We start from the raw sequence: 24,853 nt of genomic DNA, 5'->3' as shown, positions 1-24,853 counted from the left end.
GAAATCTGATTAGATGGTCTTTGCGAAGGCAACAGCCGTGTCGGACATACGGTTGGAGAAACCCCACTCGTTGTCGTACCAGGTCAGGATGCGAACGAACTTGCCTTCCAGAACCTTGGTCTGGTCGATTGCGAAAATCGAGGAGTGGCTGTCGTGGTTGAAGTCACGCGAAACCAGCGGCTCTTCGGTGTAGCCGAGGATGCCCTTCAGGGCGCCATTGGAGGCTGCCTTGATGGCTTCGTTGATTTCTGCAGCTGTCGTGTCGCGCTTGGCAACGAACTTGAAGTCGACAACCGAAACGTTTGGTGTCGGAACGCGGATCGACGTACCGTCCAGCTTGCCCTTGAGGTGAGGCAGCACCAGGCCAACGGCCTTGGCAGCACCGGTCGAGGTCGGGATCATGGACAGGGCAGCAGCGCGAGCGCGGTACAGGTCCTTGTGCATGGTGTCCAGCGTTGGCTGGTCGCCCGTGTAAGAGTGGATGGTGGTCATGAAGCCATGGTCGATACCAACGGCGTCATCGAGAACCTTCACGACTGGCACGAGGCAGTTCGTGGTGCAAGATGCGTTGGAAATAACCAGGTGGTCCTTGGTCAGCTGGTCATGGTTGACGCCGAACACGACGGTCAGGTCAGCGCCTTCAGCAGGAGCCGAGACGATAACGCGCTTTGCGCCAGCTGTCAGGTGAGCAGCAGCCTTGTCGCGTGCAACGAAAATGCCTGTGCATTCCAGAGCGATGTCGACGCCGAGTTCCTTGTGCGGCAGCTGGGCTGGGTCACGAACTGCGGTAACCTTGATTGGCTTGCCACCGGCAACGGTGATGGTGTCGCCGTCGACCTTTACCTCGGCTGGGAACTTGCCGTGGATCGAATCGTAACGCAGCAGGTGCGCGTTGGTCTCTACTGGTCCAAGGTCGTTAATTGCGACAACTTCAATGTCAGTGCGGCCGGATTCAACGATAGCGCGAAGGACATTACGGCCGATACGGCCAAAGCCGTTAATGGCTACTTTTACAGTCATTTACATACTCCCGATCAAAAAATGCTTGTAGTGGGAAATAGTGAGGGCTCGGGGCCCTCACGCTAGCTTTGCTTCGGCTGCAGCAACAACGGCTTCCACCGTGATGCCGAAATGCTTGAAGAGATCCTTGGCCGGTGCGGATGCACCGAAGGAGTTCATGCCGACAAATGCGCCATCCGAACCGATGAAGTAATCCCAGCCCTGACGGATTGCTGCTTCGACGGCAATCTTGACGGGTGCCTTGCCGATCACTGAATTGCGGTAGGTTTCTGGCTGCTCAGCGAACAACTCAAAGCAAGGAACCGAAACAACACGGGTGGAAACACCCTTCTGCTTCAATGTTTCTGCGGCCTTGAGTGCCAGTTCGACTTCAGAACCGGACGCGAAGATCGAAACCTTGGCGTCGCTTGCGGAAACCAGTTCATAGGCACCGTAAGCGCAAAGGTTCTTTTCTTCATATTCCTTGCGGGCTGGCGTCAGGTTCTGACGGGTCAGTGCAAGTGCCGACGGGCGGTCTTTATGCTCCAGAGCAATCTGCCAGCATTCTGCGGTTTCGGTTTCATCCGCAGGGCGGAAGACCAGCAGGTTTGGAATGGCGCGCAGTGCTGCAACATGTTCGACCGGCTGGTGGGTCGGACCGTCTTCGCCAACACCGATGGAATCATGTGTCAGAACGTGAACGACGCGGATGCCCATGAGAGCAGCAAGACGAATGGACGGACGGCAATAATCCGAGAAGATCAGGAAGCCGCCGGAGTAAGGAATGAGACCGCCGTGAAGGGCGATACCATTCATGGCAGCAGCCATACCGTGTTCGCGGATACCGTAGTGCATGTAACGGCCCGAGAAGTCCGAAGGCGTGATGGACTTCATCTGGCTGGTCTTGGTGTTGTTCGACGGCGTCAGGTCGGCAGAGCCGCCCAGCGTTTCGGCCAGGATGCCGTTAATGACTTCCAGAGCGTCTTCCGAAGCCTTACGGGTCGCAACAGTTGGGTTGTTCTCGGCGACCTTCTTTTTGAAGGCGTCGATGGCACTGTTGAAGTTGCCCGGCAGGTCGCCCGCGAAGCGGCGGGTGAATTCAGCCTTCTTGGCATTTTCAGTGGCGGAAAGGCGACCTTCCCATTCCTGGCGTGCCTTGGTGGAGCGCAGGCCGGTGAGGCGCCAGGCATCCAGAACATCTTCCGGCACAACAAATGCTTCAGCTTCCCAGTTAAGGTGCTTGCGGGCAGCAGCGATTTCTTCAGCACCCAGCGGGTTGCCGTGGACCTTATGTGTGCCCTGCTTGTTCGGCGCACCAAAACCGATCACGGTCTTGCAGGCGATGAAGGTCGGACGGTCCGACTTCTGGGCAGCCTCAATGGCAGCGGCAATCGCGTCTGGATCATGACCGTCGATTTCGATGGTGTTCCAGTGAACGGACTTAAAGCGTGCGATCTGGTCTGTGGAATCGGACAGGCCAACTTCACCGTCGATGGTGATGTTGTTGTTGTCCCAGAACAGGACCAGCTTGTTCAGCTTCAGGTGGCCAGCAAGTGCGATGGCTTCGTGGCTGATGCCTTCCATAAGGCAACCATCACCGCACAGGGCATATGTGAAGTGGCTCTGCAGGTCGCTGCCGAATTCCTGCTCGAGCTTCTTTTCAGCGATTGCCATACCAACGGCGTTGGCAATGCCCTGGCCGAGCGGGCCGGTGGTGGTTTCGATGCCGGTGGCATGACCATATTCCGGGTGACCGGCGGTCTTGGAGCCCAACTGGCGGAAACGCTTGATCTCATCGATCGTCATGTCTTCGTAACCCGTCAGGTACAACAGGGCGTACAGCAACATGGAACCATGACCGGCAGACAGCACGAAGCGGTCGCGATCTGGCCACAATGGATTTTTGGGATCGAATTTCAAATAACGGCTGAACAGGACCGTTGCTACGTCTGCGGCTCCCATCGGCAGGCCGGGGTGGCCGGAATTGGCCTTTTCCACAGCATCCATGGCAAGGAAGCGGATCGCATTCGCCATCCGGTTATGTTTGTCGCGAGAGATCATGGCTTTTCCGCTTTGTTTCGGGTGAAAGGTGATAGTTTCGAGATACTATCCAGAAAGCGGCTGATCCATAGCAGGTGGTACAGCCAAGTCAATAAAAGCACGCGCGTTTGCCGTCGTCGATGCTATAAAAAAACACTGTGCTTTGGACTTGAGCGTGATTGACGATTGGAAGGGCCGCATAAATCTCCGTCCACAGGCTATATTATAGCATTATCCCACGTTTGATTGACGTGCTTGTTACTCTGGGAATATCGTATCCGGGCTGAAGAGGACGCAATCGGACGATTCGTCGCGGCTGCGTCAAACCGGATAAGAAAATGGCGGCGGACAAGACACTACAACTGGCGCTGTCGGAGCTGGGCTCCGCGATTACAGGCCTTGAAAACGCAATCGACATGCGTATCGAGCGTCAACGTGAGCAGGGCGATATCGATAGCGAAGTGCGCCGTGTTCATACGGATCGCTCCCGGCTGGCTCAGGAACTGGACCAATCCGAGTTTCGTGCCAACAGACTCGAGGAAGTCAATCGCGAAGTATCGCGTCGATTGGTGACGGCGATGGAAACCATACGTGCGGTTCTGGATCGCTGAGGTAAAAAGGTAATCGAATGGCGCAAGTGACCGTTATGATCGATGGCAAGGCCTATCGCATGGCCTGCGAAGAAGGGCAGGAGGGTCATTTGACCGAACTCGCCTCGCGGTTCGATCAATATGTTGGCCATTTGAAGAACCAGTTTGGCGAAATTGGCGACCTGCGCCTGACCGTGATGGCTGGTATCATGGTGACGGACGAGTTGTCGGAAGTGAACCGCAAGCTGGCATCGCTGCAGGAGCAGGTCGATAACCTCAAGCAACACCGCGATGGTGCTGCAGAAAACCGCGCCCAGACCGATGCATTGCTGGTGCAGGCCATTGGCGATCTGACGTCGCGGCTTAACGGGGTTACCGAAAAACTGTTGTCGCGGCCAAAGTCGCAGGCCCACCCGAACTGATCCGCAGACAATTTTCCCTGCCTCAATTACGTCTGCCTCTGGCAATGCGATTTGATACACTCTATATCTGATGTGCGGTCTGCGCTTCTCGACAGGAATCACAATCCCTGGGGCCATACTCGATCCAAAGGGAGCTGTCCCTGACCAGTCCCGTGGGACTGGACACACGGCGCCCACCTACGTTTGTAGGCACCCAGGATCGTAAACCTCCATCGGTCGCCGTGGATCGCGCTTTACTCTTTTCTCCGTGATGTTTGCTACAGTCATCGCCTTGGCGGCGCACGGTCGCTTTCCGCCCTTGATCTTTGGTGCTTTCCGGGATGTCGATGCTTTGATGGCGCGATGCCTGTTCAGGCATTTGGATCAATCGCCTGTTGCGGCGCCTTACTCATAGGTTGCGAACGATAAATATTATCGCCAATGTAGAAATAATCATGAGTTTACGCTGATATTTTATATTGGCGGTCATTGCATTGATAATTTTATTCCTTATTATCCGACATGGCGTATCCGTTTAACCCCTTAGGGTTTCTGCTGTTTCCAGCCGTGATGCGACGTTCAACAGCCCAAAGAGCTAAACTTGTTTACTGAAATTATTATCGTGGTTCTGCTCACCGTCTTGAACGGTGTGCTTGCCATGTCAGAACTCGCCGTGGTTTCCTCCAGACCGGCGAGGCTGAAGGTGCTTGCCGCTCAGGGTAGTAAGGGAGCCGCAATCGCCATTAGTCTGTCGGAAAATCCCGGCCGATTTCTTTCCACGGTACAGATCGGTATTACCCTTGTCGGTATTCTGTCCGGTGCTTTCTCTGGTGCAACACTCGGCGCGCGCTTTACCGCCTGGTTGTTGGCACAGGGCGTTTCCGACAGGCTTGCCGATGCGCTTGGTGTTGGTACCGTCGTTGTTGCCATTACCTATCTTTCGCTGATCGTTGGTGAACTGGTTCCCAAGCAGATCGCTTTGCGCGACCCGGAACGGGTTGCTGCACGCGTCGCTCCGGCTATGATGCTGCTGTCCAAAATCGGCGCACCCCTGGTGTGGCTGCTGGACAAGTCCGGCAAGCTGATCCTCGGCCTGCTGGGTCACAGCGGTGATACCGGCGCATCTGTCACCGATGATGAAATCCGTACTGTTCTTGCCGAAGCCCATAGTGCCGGTGTTATCGAAACCGAGGAATCGGCGATGATATCGGGTGTTATGCGATTGGCGGACCGTAACGCCCGTGGTCTGATGACACCACGTCGCGATGTCGAGGTTATCGACATTGAAGACACCGCTGAGGAAATTCGCGAGCAGCTTCGCAGCACGCAGAGATCCCGCCTGCCGGTTCGTAATGGCTCGTCGGATGAAATCCTCGGCGTGCTGTTCGTTAAAGACGCGTTCGACGCTTTTGCATCCGGCAAAGAGCTCAATGTTCGTGAAGCGATGCGTGAAGTTCCCGTCGTCTCCGACCTGACAAGTGCTGTTGATGTCATCCAGTCGCTGCGCCGTTCCACAGTGCATATGGTGCTGGTCTATGACGAATACGGTCATTTTGAAGGTATCATCAGTTCCGGTGACATTCTTGAAGCCATCACAGGTGCGTTTCAGGAAGAGGACGACGAAGAGCCTGCAATGGTTGAACGTGAAGATGGATCCTTCCTCGTTGCCGGCTGGATGCCTGCCGACGAGTTTGCCGATCTCATGGGCTTCCAGATTGATGACGATGCCGAGTTTGAGACCGTTGCCGGTCTGGTGCTGGGCGAATTCCGGCGCCTGCCGCAATTGGGTGAGCACGTCACCCGCAACGGCTGGCGCTTTGAAGTTATCGACCTTGATGGTCATCGTATCGACAAGGTGCTTGTGAGCCGGGCTGCCTGATGTCCGGCGATCCACTGGTAAAAGCAAGGCTGCGCGGCGAAAGACTTGCCGCGCGCGATGCGCTTGGAAAACATGAGCGTGTTGAGAAAAGCCTTTTGATTGCCAGACACGGCCTGGCCGGGCTTGCCTTCAAGCCCGGTGCGATTATCTCAGGATTTTTGCCAATCCGTTCCGAGGTCGACCTTCTGCCGCTGCTGACTGTATTGGCACAAAAGGATGTTCGACTGTGTCTGCCAGTGGTTCTGGATCGCCAGACTATTGTGTTTCGTGAGTTTCATCCCGACATCCCGCTCGTTGATACCGGTTTCGGCACGCGTGGGCCGGGGGACAATGCTGCTGTGCTGGATCCGGATATTCTTCTGGTGCCGCTTGCAGTTTTTGACGGTCAGGGCAATCGTATTGGCTATGGTGCTGGCCATTATGACCGTGCCACCGATAAATTGCACAAAAAAGGCCTGAATCCCGTGCTCGTGGGCGTTGCATTTGCCTGCCAGGAAGTGCCATCAGTGCCAGCGGAGCCGCATGATGTGCGCCTTCATGCCGTTCTGACTGAAAACGGCTTCCGATATTTCGAGTAGTGGATCTTTGCATGCGGCTTTTGTTTTTGGGTGACATGGTTGGAAAAACAGGTCGGACAGCGGTTTGGGACCGACTGCCGGGTTTGGTTTCTGATCTGAAACTCGATTTTGTGATCGTGAATGGTGAGAATGCGGCCGGTGGTTTCGGTATCACCGAGGATATCTACCTCGAAACGATCAATGCCGGTGCCGATGTGGTGACAACCGGAAATCACGTCTGGGACCAAAAGGAAGCCGTATCTTTCTGTGAGCGCCATGACCAGTTTCTGCGCCCGGCAAATTATCCTGATGGCACACCAGGTAAAGGTTCCGGAATTTTTTATGCTCGCAATGGCGCGCGCGTGCTGGTGGCCAATATTATGGGGCGCGTTTTCATGCACCCTGAACTGGATGACCCCTTCAAGTCAGCAGAAAACATTCTGGCTGCCTGCCCGCTGAAAGAGCAGGCGGATGCCATTATCTTCGACTTCCATGCCGAAGCGACCAGTGAAAAGCAGTGCTTCGGACATTTCGTCGATGGCCGTGCCAGCTTCGTGGTTGGAACGCATACGCATGTTCCGACAGCGGACGCGCAGATCCTCAATGGCGGAACAGCCTATATGTCGGATGCGGGCATGTGCGGCGACTACGATTCCTCGCTTGGCATGGAAAAAGAAGAGCCGATCAACCGGTTCATTTCCAAGATGCCAAAGGGTCGTTTTGAGGCTGCGAGCGGGCCTGCCACGATTTGCGGCGTTGGTGTGGAAATCTCAGACAGCACGGGTCTGGCTGAAAAGATTGCACCCCTGCGTCTCGGACCACGTTTGGCAGAAACCGTTCCGTCCTTCTGGGCCTGATCCTCTAAACGTCGATATCATTTGCAATAGCGTGTTGATGACGAGATTGTGAAAGGCCGTTCTGGCTTGCCGCTGGACGGTTTGCCTGTTCTGCCGCATCTTTCTGACGGGAAACCAGTTCAGGAGAGCGGCATGAGGCTGCGCGTGCTTTTAAGTGCATTCACCGGACTTCTGTCAGTGGCGGGACCATCATTCGCCCAACAGGCAGCAAGATTACCTGTCAGCCAATGTCAGGCAATCGCACAGAACATCCCTGGCGTGACCTTCGCCAGTCTCAAACTTCCAGACGTACAGCTTGTGCAACAGTCGGCCAAAGAAGAGGTGAAAATCACCTTCATCGGCCATTCGACCTATGAAATTGAGACACCGGCCGGTGTTCGGATTGCAACCGATTATAACGGGGTCTATAGGCCGCAGCGTACGCCAACCGTTGCGACGATGAACCGTGCCCACACCACCCATTACACACTGAAACCAGACCCGGGCATTGAATATGTCCTGCATGGCTGGAGCGATAAGGCAGGTGAAAAGGCTGAGCATCAGGTGATGGTGGATGACGTTTATATCAGGAACGTCACGACGGATATTCGCAGCGGTTGGGCGGATTACGAGTCCTTTCAGAAGAATGGCAATTCGATCTTCATCTTTGAGGTTGCTGGCCTGTGCATCGGCCATCTTGGGCATCTGCACCATGAACTGACCAACACACACTACGCAGAAATCGGCCGTCTCGATATTCTGATGGTGCCGGTGGATGGCGGTTTGACGATGGGCGCCGATAGCATGAGCCGGGTGGTCAAACGATTGCGTTCAGCGCTGATCCTGCCGATGCACCGCACTGGGCCACCGCTTGAACAGTTCGTCAGCATGTTCAGCGCGTCGTTTGATATTGCCTATGCAAAGGATCCCGTCATTACGGTTTCCATGCGGTCGCTGCCGAAAAAGCCGACCATTCTTGTGCCTCAGGGTATGTGAGGAGATATGAAAAAGGCATGCAGGTCGGAACCGGCATGCCCTTGATTGATATCGCTTGTCTGCGTCTTGTCATGCAAATGCAAGATGCTGGCGAACGCCGACATCCGGCATTTTGTTATCGGTCAAATTGGCCTTGGCGATTTCCCATCCGAATTTCAACGTGCTGTCGGTCGATGCCCAGATATCTGCGTCATCAATGTGCATGGCCAGCATGGTCAGTTCCGGGTCTTCCTTGCCGTGTTCATACCAGGCAGCGACAACAGAATTCCAATATTCGTCTATCTTGCCAAGATCCTTGCGCTGTTCGAGCTTCCCTGAAAGGCAGGCGTGGTAGTCGTGGTCTTTGCCAACGAGACAAAAATGCGCTCTCGAGCCCGGTTTAAGTTGGTTGACCAAATCCGTATTGGTTTTGGTAAAAAACCAGATCGTATTTGTTTTCGGGTCGGCATGCGGTGCCATTGGCTGCATATGCGCGTGAAGACCCTCTAGGCCGAGCATGCCAGCATGAACGGAGTTGATCTCGTCCCACAGCTGTTGGGCCGGTGCCTCACGAGCTTCGCTAAGACTTACCATTCTGTTGTCCTTTCTGCCTTTTCCCAAATGGGCGTTAATGCCGCATTTTTGTGTTTCCGGTCAGAAAACGAACGAACATTGCGTTCCGTTCCAGTGCGTGATGGCATTTCAGTTTGCCAACAGGCTTGAATGAAAGGCGCTTCACACTTATAAGGCCGCATTCCAAACAAATTATCGGATCAGGGGTGCCATGGCTGGCCATTCACAGTTCAAAAACATCATGCATCGCAAAGGAAAACAGGATTCGATTCGTTCGAAGATATTTTCCAAGCTCGCCCGTGAAATTACCGTCGCGGCCAAGACCGGTCTGCCAGATCCGACCATGAACGCTGCTTTGCGTCTGGCCGTTCAGAACGCCAAGGCCCAGTCGATGCCGAAAGACAACATCGACCGCGCCATCAAAAAGGCATCGGGCGCTGATGCTGAGAACTACGATTATGTTCGCTACGAAGGTTATGGCCCAGGCGGCACGGCTGTCATTGTTGAAGCTCTGACGGACAATCGTAACCGCACGGCATCGAATGTTCGTTCGATCTTCACCAAGGCTGGCGGCGCGCTCGGCGAAACCGGTTCGGTGTCCTTCTCCTTCGACCGCGTTGGCGAAATCACCTACAAGGCATCGGTTGGCGATGCTGACAAGGTGATGGAAGCTGCTATTGAAGCTGGCGCTGACGATGTTGAAACCACCGAAGATGGTCACACGATCATCTGCGCTTTCGAAGCGATGAACGAAGTTTCCAAGGCACTGGAAGGCGTGCTCGGCGAAGCTGAAAGCGTCAAGTCAATCTGGAAGCCACAGAACACGGTTCCTGTTGACGAAGACAAGGCCGAGTCGCTGATGAAGCTTATCGGCAACCTTGAAGACGATGATGACGTTCAAAGCGTTTATTCGAACTTCGAAGTGTCAGAAGAAATTCTGGCCAAGCTGTCGGCCTGATTTTTTTCGCCATCAGAATTTAAAAAAGCCCCGGTTCGTCTGGGGCTTTTTTTGTTTCGTCAAGATTTTGAAAACAGGCCGTCCAGCCCGGCAAATACTTCAATAGATCGCAGTCGGGCATCCACATCGTGGATCGGGGTGGAGATAATCAATTCATCGGCAGCGGTCACCCGAAGGAATTCTTCAAGCTGACGGTGGACAGTTTGCGGCGAGCCGACCATTGCGTATTGCAATGTGTGATCGACATTGATGCGCTCCATTTCATTCCACAACTCATCCATATCGGCCACTGGCCTTGGAAAACGTTTGCGGACATTACGGCGCAGATTGATGAATTGCTGTTGCGCCGAGGTGAAGTGATATTTCGCCTCCTCATCAGTATCGGCCGCAGATGCCATGACACCCACCATGACATAGGGTTTGTCGAGTGTTGCCGATGGCTGGAAGCGTTCACGATAAATGGCGATTGCGTCCATCAACATGTCAGGCGCAAAGTGTGACGCGAAGGAATAGGGCAGGCCGAGGGCCGCCGCCAAATGGGCGCTGTAGAGGCTGGAGCCCAGAAGCCAGATCGGCACGTTGGTATCGGTGCCGGGCACGGAAAAGATCGCCTGATCCTCGCGTTCTGGTCCGAGATAGCGCTGTAATTCAATGATGTCGTGCGGGAAGGTGTCTACGCCATTGTCCATGTTGCGACGCAGGGCACGTGCGGTGCGCATGTCGGTACCCGGTGCACGGCCAAGGCCCAGATCAACGCGATCAGGATAAAGCGCTGCAAGTGTGCCGAACTGTTCTGCAATGACCAGCGGCGAGTGGTTCGGCAACATGATGCCGCCAGAGCCGATGCGGATGCGCGATGTTGCCGCGCCGACATGCGAGATAACCAGCGATGTTGCGGCACTGGCAATGCCCGGCATGCCATGGTGTTCGGCCAGCCATATCCGTTTGTAGCCGAGTTCTTCGGCCTTGATGGCCAGATGACGGGAGTTGCGCAAGGCATCGCTTGCCGTTTCTCCCTCGCCGATGGGGGAAAGATCTAGAATTGAAAATGGGATCATCGGCGGCTCCTGCATATGCGAATTGTTGTTGTGCAGGATGTAAGGTGCGTGGACACTATTGCCAGAGTGTGAAAGCGTAATTGTATGAAGGATCAAAAAAATTGGGGCTTCGATTGAAGCCCCAATCCGGTTTCTGGTCAGAGCGGTGAACCCACTTTATCCGGCGCGTCGCAAATGTTGGCTGTGGCTGCCAGCGAATGCATCGGTCGCAGGTGCCAGCACGAATTGGCTGAGCTTGCTGTCCATTTCTCCGGCCTCCGTTGCAAGATTGTGAATGGCAGCTGTGGTTTCTTCCACCATGGCGGCATTTTGCTGCGTCATGGAATCAAGACTGGAAACAGCCCGGTTGATTTCAAGCAGTGTGGTTGCCTCTTCGCGCGTGGATTCCATGATGTCGTGGATGCGGCTGTTGATGGTTTCAACATGGCTGCCGATGCCGGAAAGCGAATTGCTGGCCTGTTCCACCAGTGAAACACCGCTTGAGACTTCGTCGGTCGACTTCTTGAGGAGAGCCGTGATCTCCTTGGCTGCGGTGGCAGAGCGTTGCGCCAATTCACGCACCTCCTGGGCTACCACGGCAAAGCCTTTGCCTGCTTCGCCAGCACGGGCGGCTTCCACACCGGCATTTAGCGCAAGAAGATTGGTTTGAAAGGCAATTTCATCGATCACGCCGATGATCTGGTTGATCTGTCGTGACGAGGCTTGAATGGCTTCCATGGCCGCTATCGTCTGCCCCATGATCTTGCCGGAGGATTGCGTTTCGGCGTTGGCATCCTTGGCTATCTTGCTTGCCTGCTCGGCGCGCGCGATCTGGTGTTTGACGGCATCGGTGATGGCGTTGATGGCACTTGCCGTTTGCGTAATCGAAGCGGCCTGTCGTTCCGTGCGTTCGGCCAACTGGTCTGATCCAACGCGCATTTCTTCCGAACCACTGCGCACAGCCTGCGAATTGCCGCCGATTGAGTGCAAGGTGTCGCTGAGGGTTGCCAAGGCCTGATTGAAGTTCAGCCGCAGGCTTTCAAGCTCCTGTGGAAAGGGCTTTTCAATACGGTAGGAGAGGTCACACTTGGCAAGGTGGTCCAGCCCCTGATCAAGAGAGTGGACAACCATTTGCAATGTTGCGGCCTCAGCCTCACGTTCCGCCAGGTTCTGCCGCCGGCTTTCCTCGGCTTCGGCACGGGTGCGGGACGTGGTGTCTTCCAATTCGCGTTGCTGGATCAGCTTTTCCCGGAAACTGCCGAGCGCCTTGGCCATGGTGCCAATTTCGTCTTTTCTGTCCTGCGCGGTGATTTCGGTTTGCAGGTTACCATTGGCAACATCGCGCGTGAGGTTGGCGAGTTTCGACAGCGGTGCAAAAAGTCGTCTGGAGAATACGGCCGTGATTAGGCACATGGCGATCAGTACACATATGCCGATGACCGCCAAAGCGCTGGCAATGGAGAACGACCCAGCATCCAGTTCGCTTTGCAGGATGCTTTCAACGACAAGATAGGTCTGGCCATTAAACTCGAACGGCCGCGCATAGGCGTTGGCCTTGGCGTTGCCGCGTTGGATTTCGGCGACCGTCATACCCTTTTCAGCCATTGCCTTGGACTGGAAGGTAAACGGTGCAGGATCGAGATTGGTCAGCTTGCTCTGATCAAGGCCGATTGCCGAGCCGTCAGCAGACAAAACGGCAGACTGTTCAGAACTTGCCGGTGCAATACCTTTTGCAAGCAACTGTACGAAAACATCGCTGTGAACACGGAAAAGGACGACACCCTTGAAGGCTTCGAACTTCATGACGGGTACGGCAAAATAAATATCGGATTGACCGGTTGCCTGTTCTACCTTCCAGCCGGAGAAGCTGGAGGCTGCGATGTCACCAACCGCTTTGCTGGCGTTTTCGGCCGCACGCGCAAAGGCGACTCCCAATCCAGTATCCTTCCAGGCCGCATCCGTGGTGTTTTCCGCGAAGGACGCGTCTTTTTTATAGGAGTAATAGACGGTGCCTGATGTGTCGGCAAAAAGGATATCGCTGAAAGGTGTGCCTTTCAGGTAGGTAGCAATGTCAGTCTGGGTTTTTTCGTGGGTGGAGTAATAAAAGCCACTCGGATTTTCAGGTTTGATCAGCTTTTCGCGCTGATCCGCAGGGTTGGGATTCTCCGAGATGAATACCCGTTTCAATTCAGCCTTGGCATCTCCGGAGTTTTTCTGGACCGTTCCCCAGCCACTACGCATAGAAACCACGGCCATCTGTAGGGCTTCGATTTTTGCGATGGAATCGGCCTGGTTTTGCAGTTGCTCCAACCGCTCTTTCAGCATGTCGCCACGGAACGTCAGCACACTTTCCATGGCGTTCTGGGCCTGCTCTTGTAGAACGCTACTGCTGCTTCGGTAAGCCAGCAGGGTCATGAGCGAGATGGAGACGAACATCAGTGCCAGAAAAATGACCAGCACTTTTGATGAGATTGAATGAAACCTGTTTAACATCAATACGAGCCTATGCCTGTCTGGAACAACCGCAGACCAACAGGCCACAGGGTTGCCAGTGCCAAGTGAAGTTTATGCTTCTTGTTTTGTTTGGAACGACAGGCGGTGCCCGGAATTCCCCTCTATTTTTGATGCGCAGCATGCGGACAGGAATTTAAGTGTTGGTAAATGCTGCAGTGCAAATTTATCAATGTTGTCGTTTTGTTCACTTCTCGCTGGCAGGTATTTGTTGCTGACGATAGAGTGAGACCATGCAACAGACGATTCGCATCATAGGAATAGACCCCGGCCTTCGCCGCACGGGGTGGGGGATTATCGAAACACTGGGCAACAGCCTGCGTTTCGTCGCCTCTGGAACAGTGACTTCTGACGGCGATATGGATCTGGCTTCGCGCCTTTGCCAGTTGCATGACGGACTTGCCGAGGTGGTGCATTCCTACACACCGGATGAGGCGGCGGTTGAACAGACCTTCGTAAACAAGGACGCTGTGGCGACGCTGAAACTGGGACAGGCGCGTGGTATTGCTATGCTCGTTCCCGCACGCGCCGGGTTGCCCGTCTCCGAATATGCGCCGAATGCCGTCAAGAAATCTGTGATCGGTGTCGGACATGGTGACAAACAGCAAATTCACATGATGCTGAAAATCCTGATGCCGAAAGCTGAGTTCAAGGGTAACGATGCGGCGGATGCGCTGGCCATTGCCATCTGCCATGCACATAATCGCGGTGGCGACCGCATGCGTCGCGCGCTGGCGGCGGGTTGATATTTTTCACTGTTTAAACGGGCGTTGTCATGATCGGTAAACTCAAGGGCACAATTGAAGAAATCGGCGATGACTATGTCCTCGTTGACGTGCATGGTGTCTGTTACGTCGCGCATTGTTCAGCGCGCACACTGTCTAGGCTTGGCTCGGTGGGGGAAGCCATTGTGCTGTTCATCGAGACTTATGTGCGCGAAGACCAGTTGAAGCTGTTCGGCTTCATGTCTGCGCTGGAGCGGGAATGGTTCAACTTGCTGCAAAGCGTGCAGGGGGTAGGCTCCAAGGTGGCACTTGCTGTGTTGTCGACGCTGTCACCTTCGGAACTGGCCAATGCCATTGCGCTGCAGGATAAGACCGTGGTGTCCCGTGCACCTGGTGTTGGGCCGAAGGTCGCCATTCGCATCATGACCGAGCTTCGCAACAAGGCGCCTGCCTTTGCCGGTGAGGCATCCGGTTCGATCGGTCTGAGACAGGAACTGGGTGAGGGGGCAGCTCCTGCGCCAGTTGCCGATGCCGTATCGGCTTTGACCAATCTGGGTTATTCGCGTGATCAGGCTGCCAATGCAGTGGCGGCGGCGCTCAAAAACGGCGGTGAAGATGCCGACAGTGCCAAGCTTATTCGCCTCGGGTTGAAGGAACTGTCCCGGTAAGGCAAAAGAACAACATCAAAGGCATCTGTTTTGACCCGGTGCCGTCTATTCTCTGTAATGAAGATGGAATGCGCTGAATGAGCGATGCCACAAGACTGATATCGGCGGACAAGCGTGGCGAGGATATCGACACAACCTTACGCCCGCAATCGCTCGACGAGTTCACCGGGCAGGCTGAGGCGCGCGCCAATCTCAAGATCTTTATCGAGGCCGCCAAGAACCGTGGTGAGGCTTTGGACCACGTATTGTTCGTGGGACCACCCGGCCTTGGCAAAACGACACTCGCGCAGATCATGGCCAAGGAACTGGGCGTCAATTTCCGTTCGACATCCGGTCCGGTGATTGCCAAGGCCGGTGATCTTGCCGCCTTGCTGACCAATCTGGAAGAACGCGACGTTCTGTTCATCGACGAAATCCACCGATTGAACCCGGCCGTCGAAGAAATCCTTTATCCGGCGATGGAAGATTTTCAGCTCGATCTGATTATCGGTGAAGGGCCGGCTGCGCGTTCGGTCAAGATTGACCTGTCCAAGTTTACGCTCGTTGCCGCGACCACCAGACTTGGTCTGCTGACCACGCCATTGCGTGACCGCTTTGGTATTCCAGTTCGTCTGTCCTTTTATACGGTAGAAGAGCTGGAACTGATCGTTCGTCGTGGTGCACGATTGATGGGCCTCGGCATGACCGATGAAGGTGCCCGCGAAATTGCCCGTCGTGCACGTGGTACGCCACGTATTGCCGGCCGCTTGTTGCGGCGAGTGCGTGACTTTGCCGAAGTTGCCAAGGCGGAAGCTGTCACGCGGGAAATCGCAGATCAGGCACTGACCCGTCTTTTGGTTGACAATATGGGGCTCGATCAACTCGACATGCGTTATCTGACGATGATTGCCGTCAACTTTGGTGGCGGTCCGGTGGGTATTGAAACAATTGCCGCCGGATTGTCAGAGCCACGTGATGCCATTGAGGATATCATCGAGCCCTACATGATCCAGCAGGGGTTCATTCAGCGCACGCCACGCGGCCGCGTGTTGACGGCAACGGCATGGAAACATCTCGGGCTACAGCCACCGAAGGATATGGAGGCGGCACAGTTCCGCCTGACACTGGAGGATGACTGAGGCTCGTTTGAAGGAGAGAGCATGAGCATTTACGATCCTGTCCGCGGCTTTCGTAAACTTGCCTTTAACAATGCGCTGGCCAATTACCGTCTACATCAGGCCTGTCGGCAGTTGCAGCCGGGAGAATTTGAGGCGCCGCGGGTTTCCTTCTTCCCATCCATTCGGTCGACACTCAATCACATCCTCGTTGTGGACCGATTTTATATCGATGCGTTGCAGGGTGGGAGTTTGGGCCCCGCTGCATGGGCTGACCCCGAACCCTACAAGAACATTGACGACTTGGCCATTGAGCAAGGCGCCTTGGACAAGGTTCTCATCACGCTTACTGATGATCTCACCGCTGAGGAGCTCTCCTCCGAGATCCTCATTCACCGTCAGCAGCGTATTCAGCGTGAACGGTTTGACGACGTCTTACAGCACGTCTTTCAACATCAGACACATCATCGTGGCCAGGTGCATGCAATGTTGGCTGGTACAAGTGTCAAGCCTCCGCAACTGGATGAATTCATTGTTGCCGATGACGCGAAATTTCGTCAGGACGAGGTCGCAGCGTTAGGGCTGGATGAGAAACGGCTTATGCAGGCAGGATCATTTTTATGACACAAGACATGCGCATTCGCATGAAATTCAAACCAAAGCGTATTTTCCAGATGCGGATTGCCGGACTGGCTTTTCGCGATGGGCATGTGCTGGTGCACCGTGCGACACACGAGACATTTTGGACATTTCCCGGTGGTCGGGCTGAAGTGGGGGAAACCTCTGCCGAGACGCTTGCCCGCGAAATGGTGGAAGAGTTGAGTGCTGAAGTCCAGGTCGGTCGCTTGCTCTGGGCCGTCGAAAACTTCTTCCATTATGAAGAAAAACATTGGCACGAACTCGGCTTTTATTACTTGATGGAACTGCCTGAGAACTTCCCATTCCACCCCAGTGATATCATCCACCGGGTGCAAGATGGTAAAAACGAGCTGGAATTCCGCTGGGTGCCGGCGACGCGTGACGCCTTGAAAGCACTCGATATTCCTCCCTATTTCATTGCCGACGAAATCGAAAATCTTCCAACGACTGTCAAACATCTTGTGTGGCGGGATGGCGATCTGGACGCGACCGGTCATCCCTGAAAGTTATGTTCACAGAGTTTTGAATGGGGTTGGCATCGCGCTTTCTTTCGTTCCAGCTGTTGTGGTATCTGCCGGTTTTCATCTGAAGCAATCAGTTTCCTAATCGGGACGGACGTCACATCATGAGCGACCAGCTTTTTTCACTCTCCGGCGAACTCATTGAACATGGCCACCGCTTGACGCAACGGGTCTATTACGAAGACACGGATTTCTCCGGTCTGGTTTATCATGCCAGATACCTGCATTTTCTTGAGCGCGGCCGCACCGACTATCTGCGGTGCCTGGGTTGCGAACAAAGCGCGCTGCTGACGGCGGATGAAGAGGGCTTGGTTTTCGTTGTCCACCGTATGGAAATCGACTTCAAAACGCCGGCGCGAATGGATGACGTGTTGACCATCATAACGCGTACCGAAAAGGCGGGTGGGGCGAAAATGGTGCTCAATCAGGAGATTTTGCGGGGCGAGACTCTGCTTGTTGCAGCCAAGGTTATTATTGCCGTGATCAACGCCAAAGGGCGGCCGAGGCGCTTGCCAGAGACCATCAGCGAGAAATTTCTCAAATAAACGTGACAAAAGCCAGCGTTCTTTTCTGATGGTAGCGAAAGTGTAACACTCTCTTAACCATAATGTAGTCTTACTTTCACGATCGCTATTTGTGCGCTGCACGCCTTCCTTTAACCAAATTTACAGGCAAGGAAGGCGCAATGGCAAATAACGGGGCTTGCGCAACGGGGTTAACGGTCAGGTGCCGTTCTTCGGCCATGAGCGCACACTTGAAACCGCCCGGTCTCGTGCCGGGCGTTTGGATTCGGGGATTGAGTATTTATGGAACAGGCAGGTTTGGCAGCAGCGACACATGACGTAAGTCTCTGGGCACTGTTCATGCAGGCGGGCTTCATCGTCAAGGTGGTCATGATTGGTCTTTTGGCTGCGTCCGTTTGGACGTGGGCAATCGTCATCGACAAATATGTGAGCTTCGGCAAGGCGAAGAAGCAGTTCGACCAGTTCGAACAGGTCTTCTGGTCCGGCCAGTCACTTGAAGAACTCTACAGAACGCTCGCAGAGCGTCAGAATGGTGGCCTTGCCGCTATTTTCGTCGCGGCGATGCGCGAATGGAAGAAATCCTTCGAACGTGGCGCGCGTTCACCCATCGGCCTTCAGATGCGTATTGACCGCGCAATGGATGTGACCATGGCGCGTGAAAGCGAACAGCTGGAATCGAAGCTCGGATCATTGGCGACCATCGGTTCTGCCGGTCCGTTCATCGGCCTGTTCGGTACGGTTGTCGGTATCATGACTTCGTTCCAGGCGATTGCCGGTTCCAAGTCCACCAACCTGGCTGTTGTTGCTCCCGGTATTGCCGAGGCGCTTTTGGCAACCGCGATCGGCCTTGTTGCCGCTATTCCTGCGGTTATCGCCTACAACAAGTTCACGGCGGATGCAGGTAAGCTTTCTGCACGTATGGAAGGTTTCGCGGACGAGTTTTCCGCCATCCTGTCCCGTCAGATTGATGAGAAACTGCAGCCCCGCCAGGCCGCACAGTAATCGCATACGGTAATTTGTGGAGTAGACGCTATGGGTATGTCAGCAGGTGGCAATAGCGCCGGTTCCGGTGGTCGGCGCGGTCGCGGCGGTCGCCGCAAGGGCGCCATCAGTGAAATCAACGTGACACCGCTGGTCGACGTCATGCTGGTGCTGCTTATCATCTTCATGGTGGCTGCACCGATGATGACGGTCGGCGTGCCAGTCGATTTGCCACAGACCTCGGCGAATGCTCTCAATTCCGAAACGCAGCCGATCACCATTTCGGTCAATGCCAATGGCCAGATCCATTTGCAGGAAACTCCGATCGAAGCTGCTGAGGTGGCCGATAAGTTGCAGGCTATTTCTACCACCGGCTACAATGAGCGCATTTTCGTGCGCGCAGATTCCGTCGCCGCATACGGTATCGTGGCAGATGTGATGGCGCGCATTCAGGCCGCCGGTTTCAAGAACATCGGTCTCGTTACGCAGCAGAAACAGGATAATTGAAGCGCGCTATGAAGGGCAGTCTGACCACATCTGCTATTCTGCATGTCACCGCTCTGGCGTTTGCGCTTGTTTCCATAGGCGCGCCGGAGCCCTTCGACGTGACTGACGTTGAAGCGTTGCCTGTTGATCTGGTACCCATTGAAGAACTGACGCAAATCCAGCAGGGTGACAAAACTGCGCCGCTTGCTGAGAAGTCGGCCCCTGTTCCGACCACGCGCCCTGATGTCGTTCCGGAAGCCCAGAATATCGGCAACAACACTGCTGACATTGAAGCGCCGCCGACCCCTTCGACAAAGCCAAGCAACAATGTCAGCGCCGCAGCACCTGCCAAGCAGGAAAAGCCGCAGCCTGTCGTTGACACCAAGGCCAATGAGGTCAAGGAAATCGTCAAGGAAGAGACATCGGCTCCGCCACCGCAGGAGATGGCTTCTCTGCCGACGCCGAAGCCCGAGGTAACGCCGCCGCCACAACAGCAGCCGCCAGCGGAAACGCAGGCGCAGGAACCGCCTCCGCAGAATCAGGAGCCGGCTGAAATTCCGGTGCCCCCAAATGTGCCGCGCCCGAATGCTCGTCCGCAGCCGCCGCAACCAAAGCCGGAGCCACCGAAACAGGCTGAAACGAAGCCTGCTGAAAGCAAGCCCGCTGAAAAGCCGGCTGAGACGAAACCGGATCAGGCCAAGTCGACGGAAAAGCCTTCGGACAAGAAGCCGGGTGAGAAAAAGCAGGAAACCGCAAAAGCGACCTCCTCCAAGGAGAGCGACTTCAATGCGGATGACATTGCAGCACTCCTGAACAAGCAGGAGCCTTCCGGCGGCGGAGCAAAACGCTCCACCCAGCAGGCTTCGCTTGGTGGCAAGAAGACAACAGGCGGATCCACGCTCAGCCAGACGGAAATGGACGCGCTGCGTGGCGCGATCCAGAAGAATTGGCAAATTATTCCCGGCATGGTCGATGCGTCAGAAGTGCGGGTGCAGGTCAGCATTCGTCTTGATCGTGACGGCTCGATTATCGGCCAGCCTGAAGTTACCGCGACAGGCGGCACAGATGGTACCCGACGGGCGATGGCCGGTGGTGCATTGCGTGCCGTTAAACGTTCAGAACCATTCACCAACCTGCCTCCGGACAAATATGACGCCTGGAGTGAGGTGGTTATCAATTTCGATCCCAGTGATTTGCTGTGAATGCTGAAAGGCCTGGCAACATGAAGACATTATTTTCAACACGGCTGGTGGCTGCCCTTGTGGCTGTCATGGCCATGTTCTCCGCACCGGCTTACGCCAAGGTCGAGATCAACATCAACAAAGGTAACGTCGAGCCGCTGCCGATTGCCGTGACGGATTTCATTTCCGGCAACGAACTCGGTGCGCAAATCTCGGCTGTTGTTGCCGCTGACCTGCAAAGGTCTGGCCTTTTTGCGCCGGTCAACAGAAGCGCCTTTATTGAAAAGATCACCAACCCCGATCAGGCGCCACGTTTTGAAGACTGGAAGGTCATCAACGCACAGGCACTGGTAACCGGACGTGTGACCCGCGAAGCAGATGGTCGTCTGCGCGCCGAGTTCCGTCTGTGGGATACCTTTGCTGGCGAGCAGATGACAGGCCAGCAATTCTTCACACAGCCGGACAACTGGCGTCGTGTGGCCCATATCATTGCCGACGCTATCTATGAGCGCATTACCGGCGAAAAGGGCTATTTTGATACACGTGTGGTTTTCGTTTCCGAGAGCGGTCCTAAAACGGCACGCAAGCGTCAGCTTGCCATTATGGACCAGGACGGCTTCAACGTACGCACGCTGACCAACTCCAACGACATCGTTCTGACGCCGCGTTTTTCGCCGAATCGTCAGGAAATCACCTACATGTCGTTTGAAGGTCAGCAGCCGCGCGTTTACCTGTTGCAGCTTGAAACCGGACAGCGCGAAGTCGTGGGTAACTTCCCAGGCATGACGTTCTCGCCCCGTTTCTCGCCTGATGGCCAGAAGGTTATCATGAGCTTGCAGCAGGACGGAAACTCCAACATCTATACGATGGACCTGCGGTCGCGGACGACAACACGCCTGACGAACTCAGCTGCTATCGATACCGCACCGTCCTATTCTCCCGATGGCGCGCGTGTGGTGTTTGAAAGCGACCGTGGTGGCCGCCAACAGATTTATGCCATGAATGCAGATGGTTCCGGCCAGACGCGTGTGTCCTTCGGTGACGGTTCCTACTCGACACCGGTCTGGTCTCCACGAGGCGATCTGATTGCCTTCACCAAACAGTCTGGTGGCAAATTCTCGATCGGTGTGATGCGTCCGGATGGTTCTGGTGAGCGTATTTTGACCACCGGCTTCCACAATGAGGGGCCAACCTGGGCGCCGAATGGCCGCGTGCTGATGTTCTTCCGTCAGAACGCGGGTGCCGGCGGACCGCAGCTCTATTCGATCGATTTGACCGGTTATAACGAGCAGTTGGTCAAAACCCCTGCATTTGGTTCGGATCCGGCCTGGTCGCCGCTCCTGGACTAAGATCTCAAGATTTGCAGCGGCCGTGGGTACAAAAGCACCGATGGCCGCCGCATTTTCGTCACGGGCACGGAAAGACGCCTCTTTCTCGCCTCATTCTATTGTGAGGACCGGTGCTAATGTGACGATTTGTTAACCATGAATATTTGATCGTGGTTAACCGAAAACAGTTATTGTCTGGCAACGTTACTGAAATTCTAAGGAGAGACCGGCGATGAGCCGTACACACACTTCGTCGATCAGCCCAATGCAGAAACTGGCCCGTAACCCGGCCGTCATCGCTCTTACGCTTGCCCTGGCTCTTGCCGGTTGTGCGAAGGGTAACAAGAACATGCCTAACAGTGCAGGCGATCTTGGCCTTAACGGTGGTGCCGGTGGCCCTCCTGGTTCGCAGCAGGACTTCACGGTCAACGTTGGCGACCGTATCTTCTTCGACACCGACTCGACTTCGGTTCGCGCAGATGCGCAGCAGACACTCGACCGTCAGGCACAGTGGTTGCAGCGTTACCCGAACTACGCCATCACCGTTGAAGGTCACGCTGACGAGCGCGGCACACGCGAATACAACCTTGCACTGGGCGCTCGCCGCGCTGCTGCAACGCGTGATTACCTTGCTTCGCGCGGTGTTCCTGCCAACCGTATGCGCACCATCTCTTACGGCAAGGAAAAGCCGGTTGCAGTTTGCGACGACATTTCCTGCTGGTCGCAGAACCGTCGTGCGGTTACCGTTCTCGGTGGCGCAGGCATGTAATTATGCGGGCGTTCACGCGCTCGTTATCAAAAAGCAAAAGGCGGCCTCGTGCCGCCTTTTGTTTTTTTCATAGTTTGGCCGAAGTTAAGTTGCTTTTTGGCGTAAGTTGAGAACAATCCGGCTTTGCGTCAATCTGGCGCAAATCAGAACAGGCAGGACGTTGACATGAAGAAACTTGTCGTGGCGGGAATGCTGGGGCTTGCAGCTTTTACGGGCTTGAGTGGAATTGCCGTTTCGGCACCGCTTTTCGGCTCAGGCTGGGGCGCTGGCGCAGTCAATTCCCAATCGGCGTCGCAGGCTCCTGTTGTGCGTGTACAGCAGGGCAGTGAAGCCGTTCGCGTACAGCAGCTTGAAGAAGAGATTCGGCAGTTGAACGGCCGTATCGAGGAAATGAGTTTCCAGCTTCTTCAAATGCAGGAGCAATTGCGCAAGGCGCAGGAAGACAACGAGTTCCGTTTCCAGGAACTTGAAAAGAGTGAGAACACAAAGGGAGGCCGTGGCGCTGCCACAGCTTCCTCTTCTTCTCCATCATCGACCGCACCATCCAACACGGATGAGGTGGCAACAATCATTGAAACGCCGTCCAACAACGGCGCTTCAACAACAACGTCGCGTGACATTGGTGCAGCGCCCGGTGAAACCACACTTGGTTCGATCCAGCTTGACAGCAGCGGTATGCCGGTCGGTGGGACGCTGAACGACAGCGCAAAAAACTCTTCCGGTGCTCTGCCAGGTGTCGAGCAGAACAACACGGCTTCGGTTGGTGGCGCGGGCAATGGAGCGCTGACCAGCGAGAACGACATTTACCAAGCGGCTTACGGTCATATCCTCTCGGGTGACTACAAGCTGGCTGAAGACGGTTTCCAGAGCTACCTCAAGGGCTATCCGAAGGGCGGAAAGGCTGCCGACGCAACTTTCTGGCTGGGCGAAGCACAATATTCGCAGGGTCGTTTCAACGATGCCGCCAAGACTTTCCTTGATGCGCACAAGAACTTTGCCAAGTCGCCACGCGCACCTGAAATGCTGCTGAAGCTCGGCATGTCGCTTGCGGCACTTGATAACAAGGACACCGCCTGCGCAACGTTGCGTGAAGTGACCAAACGTTATCCTTCCGCACCGAAAGCCGTTCTGGGCAAGGTTGCGTCTGAGCAGAAGCGACTAAGCTGCTGACCGATCGGTAGTGTCCGATCCGATTATGAATTTTCCCGTGACAAGCCCTGCCGCCGCCGCGCAGACCTTTATCAGGCAATTACGCAAACCCGCCAAAATCCTCGTTATGGTTTCTGGTGGCAGCGATTCCCTCGGTCTGCTGCTGGCGCTGATAAAAGCTGCACACGCCAGCGCCAATGATGATGTCGCCCTATCTGCTGTTACCATCGATCATCAGTTGCGGCCCGAGGCCGCCGAAGAGGCCAGGCAGGTTGGCGAGATTTGCCGAAGTTTCGGTGTCAAACACGTCATTCGCCGATGGGACGAAGTTAAACCCAAATCTGGCATTTCGCAGGCGTCGCGGCTCGCCCGTTACCGATTGGTAGCAGCGGTTGCCGAAGAGCTCGGCACGACCGTCATCGTAACCGGGCACACACTCGATGATCAGCTTGAAACCGTGTTAATGCGGGCCGCCCGCAGCACGCGCACAGAAAATACCGGGCTTTCCGGCATGGCAGAGCGCACGCTCTATGCTGGACGGCATTGGCTCGTCCGGCCATTCCTGTCTGTACGCCGCGCCGATATTCGTGAATTTCTCGGCAGAGAGCAGTTGGGCTGGGTTGATGACCCCAGCAACGAAGACCGCAAATATGAGCGGGTGCGGACACGGCAAGGTCTGGAGCACCTTTCCGAAGCATCCGTTGATCGCAATGCCGGAGAAAAGCGCAAGGCAATCTCTAATGCGGCTGCCGGTCTTTTGAAAGACCACGCGCAAGGTGAGGGCAGTGGTGTGATCTGGCTGGACAATGAGGCCTTCGATCAGAAACCGGACATGTTGCGCCACGCACTAGCATCAATGGCTGCGGTGATTGGTGGCCGCCAACATCTGCCGGCGGCGGACAGCATGGACCGGCTCGCCGCGTTCATTCTGCAAAATAGGCTTGGCCGGATGACAGTATCCCGCACGATGTTTGATCGTCGTCGTGATGGTTTGTACCTATACCGTGAAAACCGAAACCTGCCATCGCTGAAAATTGTACCCGGTGAGACTGTGTTATGGGATGAGCGGTTCATGCTGCACAATCCGTCTGCAGAGCCGGTTGATGTCTCCGCAAATGGTGGAAAAAATACGGAACTGGCGTCTGTGATTTTCCCCAATGTGCCGGTTGGTGTGGCAAAGCGTGCCTTCTCCTCCATGCCGGATATTTTTGATGCGGGTGGAACGGCGATTCTCACGCGTTCTGTACTTATGCCTTACGAATTGTTTTTACCGGATTTCGACCTTGAGTTGGCAGGCGAAATAGCAATTCTGCTGGATTGCGCACCTGTGTTACAGCCACCGGTTTAAATTAGAGCTGTTTTTATCGATTTAATTTTCAGACTTTTTGCTTGAAAACGCATCTGAATGCCGTGTCTGCCTTGGCAACGGCAT

Annotated in this window: 25 protein-coding genes and 1 other RNA gene; 21 read left to right on the top strand and 5 right to left on the bottom strand. The window is 55.1% G+C overall.

Annotated elements, in window-relative coordinates; all coding sequences use genetic code 11:
• Positions 1 to 9: 9 nt before the first annotated feature.
• Both gap and tkt read right to left on the bottom strand, forming a co-directional pair.
• Entirely contained in the window at positions 10 to 1,020 is a 1,011-nt protein-coding gene (gene gap, locus PYL13_RS15270) for a type I glyceraldehyde-3-phosphate dehydrogenase (RefSeq protein ID WP_275641888.1), read from the bottom strand.
• 57 nt (positions 1,021 to 1,077) lie between these two features.
• Complete coding sequence (gene tkt / locus PYL13_RS15265) at positions 1,078 to 3,060, bottom strand: transketolase (protein WP_275641887.1); 1,983 nt, start codon at positions 3,058 to 3,060, stop codon at positions 1,078 to 1,080.
• Positions 3,061 to 3,377: 317 nt separating this feature from the next.
• Between tkt and PYL13_RS15260 the strand changes: the two genes are divergently transcribed.
• The 7 genes from PYL13_RS15260 (at position 3,378) to PYL13_RS15230 (ending at position 8,298) form a co-directional block, all read left to right on the top strand.
• Positions 3,378 to 3,650, top strand: coding sequence for a DUF4164 domain-containing protein (locus PYL13_RS15260; RefSeq protein WP_192488130.1), 273 nt, complete (start codon positions 3,378 to 3,380; stop codon positions 3,648 to 3,650).
• Positions 3,651 to 3,667: 17 nt separating this feature from the next.
• Entirely contained in the window at positions 3,668 to 4,051 is a 384-nt protein-coding gene (locus PYL13_RS15255) for a cell division protein ZapA (RefSeq protein WP_250982192.1), read from the top strand.
• 73 nt (positions 4,052 to 4,124) lie between these two features.
• Positions 4,125 to 4,283: non-coding RNA, 6S RNA (gene ssrS, locus PYL13_RS15250), on the top strand.
• Positions 4,284 to 4,646: 363 nt separating this feature from the next.
• Positions 4,647 to 5,909, top strand: coding sequence for a hemolysin family protein (locus tag PYL13_RS15245; protein WP_192488835.1), 1,263 nt, complete (start codon positions 4,647 to 4,649; stop codon positions 5,907 to 5,909).
• Positions 5,909 to 6,487: a 5-formyltetrahydrofolate cyclo-ligase gene (locus PYL13_RS15240; RefSeq protein ID WP_275641886.1), complete on the top strand. Its 579-nt coding sequence runs from the start codon at positions 5,909 to 5,911 to the stop codon at positions 6,485 to 6,487. The genes PYL13_RS15245 and PYL13_RS15240 overlap by 1 nt, the downstream gene beginning before the upstream one ends.
• A gap of 11 nt (positions 6,488 to 6,498) precedes the next feature.
• Positions 6,499 to 7,323, top strand: a complete 825-nt coding sequence (locus PYL13_RS15235; RefSeq protein ID WP_250982190.1) for a TIGR00282 family metallophosphoesterase — start codon at positions 6,499 to 6,501, stop codon at positions 7,321 to 7,323.
• A 132-nt stretch (positions 7,324 to 7,455) separates the two neighbouring features.
• Positions 7,456 to 8,298, top strand: a complete 843-nt coding sequence (locus PYL13_RS15230) for an MBL fold metallo-hydrolase (RefSeq protein ID WP_275641885.1) — start codon at positions 7,456 to 7,458, stop codon at positions 8,296 to 8,298.
• A 69-nt stretch (positions 8,299 to 8,367) separates the two neighbouring features.
• Here the strand turns inward: PYL13_RS15230 and PYL13_RS15225 are convergent, their stop codons facing one another.
• Positions 8,368 to 8,871 (bottom strand): pyridoxamine 5'-phosphate oxidase family protein, encoded by a 504-nt coding sequence (locus PYL13_RS15225; RefSeq protein WP_275641884.1) that lies wholly within the window; start codon positions 8,869 to 8,871, stop codon positions 8,368 to 8,370.
• Positions 8,872 to 9,061: 190 nt separating this feature from the next.
• Between PYL13_RS15225 and PYL13_RS15220 the strand changes: the two genes are divergently transcribed.
• Positions 9,062 to 9,808, top strand: a complete 747-nt coding sequence (locus PYL13_RS15220; RefSeq protein ID WP_275641883.1) for a YebC/PmpR family DNA-binding transcriptional regulator — start codon at positions 9,062 to 9,064, stop codon at positions 9,806 to 9,808.
• Positions 9,809 to 9,867: 59 nt separating this feature from the next.
• On the opposite strand, the gene PYL13_RS15215 is transcribed toward PYL13_RS15220, so the two are convergent.
• Positions 9,868 to 10,866, bottom strand: coding sequence for an LLM class flavin-dependent oxidoreductase (locus PYL13_RS15215; RefSeq protein ID WP_250982187.1), 999 nt, complete (start codon positions 10,864 to 10,866; stop codon positions 9,868 to 9,870).
• 156 nt (positions 10,867 to 11,022) lie between these two features.
• Positions 11,023 to 13,338, bottom strand: coding sequence for a methyl-accepting chemotaxis protein (locus PYL13_RS15210; protein WP_275641882.1), 2,316 nt, complete (start codon positions 13,336 to 13,338; stop codon positions 11,023 to 11,025).
• Between the two features lie 251 nt (positions 13,339 to 13,589).
• Between PYL13_RS15210 and ruvC the strand changes: the two genes are divergently transcribed.
• From ruvC to tilS, 13 genes are all read left to right on the top strand, one after another.
• Positions 13,590 to 14,102: a crossover junction endodeoxyribonuclease RuvC gene (gene ruvC / locus PYL13_RS15205; protein WP_192488139.1), complete on the top strand. Its 513-nt coding sequence runs from the start codon at positions 13,590 to 13,592 to the stop codon at positions 14,100 to 14,102.
• Between the two features lie 29 nt (positions 14,103 to 14,131).
• A complete protein-coding gene (ruvA, locus tag PYL13_RS15200; RefSeq protein ID WP_275641881.1) occupies positions 14,132 to 14,749 on the top strand; it encodes a Holliday junction branch migration protein RuvA in 618 nt (205 codons plus the stop codon).
• Positions 14,750 to 14,826: 77 nt separating this feature from the next.
• Positions 14,827 to 15,867, top strand: a complete 1,041-nt coding sequence (gene ruvB, locus PYL13_RS15195; protein WP_192488141.1) for a Holliday junction branch migration DNA helicase RuvB — start codon at positions 14,827 to 14,829, stop codon at positions 15,865 to 15,867.
• Positions 15,868 to 15,888: 21 nt separating this feature from the next.
• Positions 15,889 to 16,467, top strand: coding sequence for a DinB family protein (locus PYL13_RS15190; protein ID WP_275641880.1), 579 nt, complete (start codon positions 15,889 to 15,891; stop codon positions 16,465 to 16,467).
• Positions 16,464 to 16,985 carry an NUDIX hydrolase gene (locus PYL13_RS15185; protein ID WP_275641879.1) on the top strand — a complete coding sequence of 174 codons (522 nt, stop codon included), beginning with the start codon at positions 16,464 to 16,466 and terminating at the stop codon, positions 16,983 to 16,985. The genes PYL13_RS15190 and PYL13_RS15185 overlap by 4 nt, the downstream gene beginning before the upstream one ends.
• A gap of 122 nt (positions 16,986 to 17,107) precedes the next feature.
• Positions 17,108 to 17,548: a tol-pal system-associated acyl-CoA thioesterase gene (gene ybgC / locus PYL13_RS15180; RefSeq protein WP_275641878.1), complete on the top strand. Its 441-nt coding sequence runs from the start codon at positions 17,108 to 17,110 to the stop codon at positions 17,546 to 17,548.
• A 261-nt stretch (positions 17,549 to 17,809) separates the two neighbouring features.
• On the top strand, positions 17,810 to 18,529 hold the full coding sequence (gene tolQ, locus PYL13_RS15175; RefSeq protein ID WP_192488145.1) for a protein TolQ: 720 nt from the start codon (positions 17,810 to 17,812) through the stop codon (positions 18,527 to 18,529).
• A 30-nt stretch (positions 18,530 to 18,559) separates the two neighbouring features.
• Positions 18,560 to 19,015 carry a protein TolR gene (gene tolR, locus PYL13_RS15170; RefSeq protein WP_192488146.1) on the top strand — a complete coding sequence of 152 codons (456 nt, stop codon included), beginning with the start codon at positions 18,560 to 18,562 and terminating at the stop codon, positions 19,013 to 19,015.
• Positions 19,016 to 19,023: 8 nt separating this feature from the next.
• Positions 19,024 to 20,196: a cell envelope integrity protein TolA gene (locus tag PYL13_RS15165; RefSeq protein WP_192488147.1), complete on the top strand. Its 1,173-nt coding sequence runs from the start codon at positions 19,024 to 19,026 to the stop codon at positions 20,194 to 20,196.
• Positions 20,197 to 20,216: 20 nt separating this feature from the next.
• Positions 20,217 to 21,524, top strand: a complete 1,308-nt coding sequence (gene tolB / locus PYL13_RS15160) for a Tol-Pal system beta propeller repeat protein TolB (protein WP_192488148.1) — start codon at positions 20,217 to 20,219, stop codon at positions 21,522 to 21,524.
• A gap of 211 nt (positions 21,525 to 21,735) precedes the next feature.
• On the top strand, positions 21,736 to 22,272 hold the full coding sequence (pal, locus tag PYL13_RS15155; protein ID WP_192488149.1) for a peptidoglycan-associated lipoprotein Pal: 537 nt from the start codon (positions 21,736 to 21,738) through the stop codon (positions 22,270 to 22,272).
• Positions 22,273 to 22,437: 165 nt separating this feature from the next.
• Positions 22,438 to 23,442, top strand: a complete 1,005-nt coding sequence (gene ybgF, locus PYL13_RS15150; protein ID WP_275641877.1) for a tol-pal system protein YbgF — start codon at positions 22,438 to 22,440, stop codon at positions 23,440 to 23,442.
• Between the two features lie 37 nt (positions 23,443 to 23,479).
• On the top strand, positions 23,480 to 24,769 hold the full coding sequence (gene tilS, locus PYL13_RS15145) for a tRNA lysidine(34) synthetase TilS (RefSeq protein WP_275641876.1): 1,290 nt from the start codon (positions 23,480 to 23,482) through the stop codon (positions 24,767 to 24,769).
• The last annotated feature ends 84 nt before the right edge of the window (positions 24,770 to 24,853 follow it).

The organism is Agrobacterium sp. Azo12, from assembly GCF_029193765.2.
In the GTDB taxonomy this organism is placed as follows: domain Bacteria; phylum Pseudomonadota; class Alphaproteobacteria; order Rhizobiales; family Rhizobiaceae; genus Agrobacterium.
This window is presented reverse-complemented; position numbering and strand designations above follow the sequence as displayed.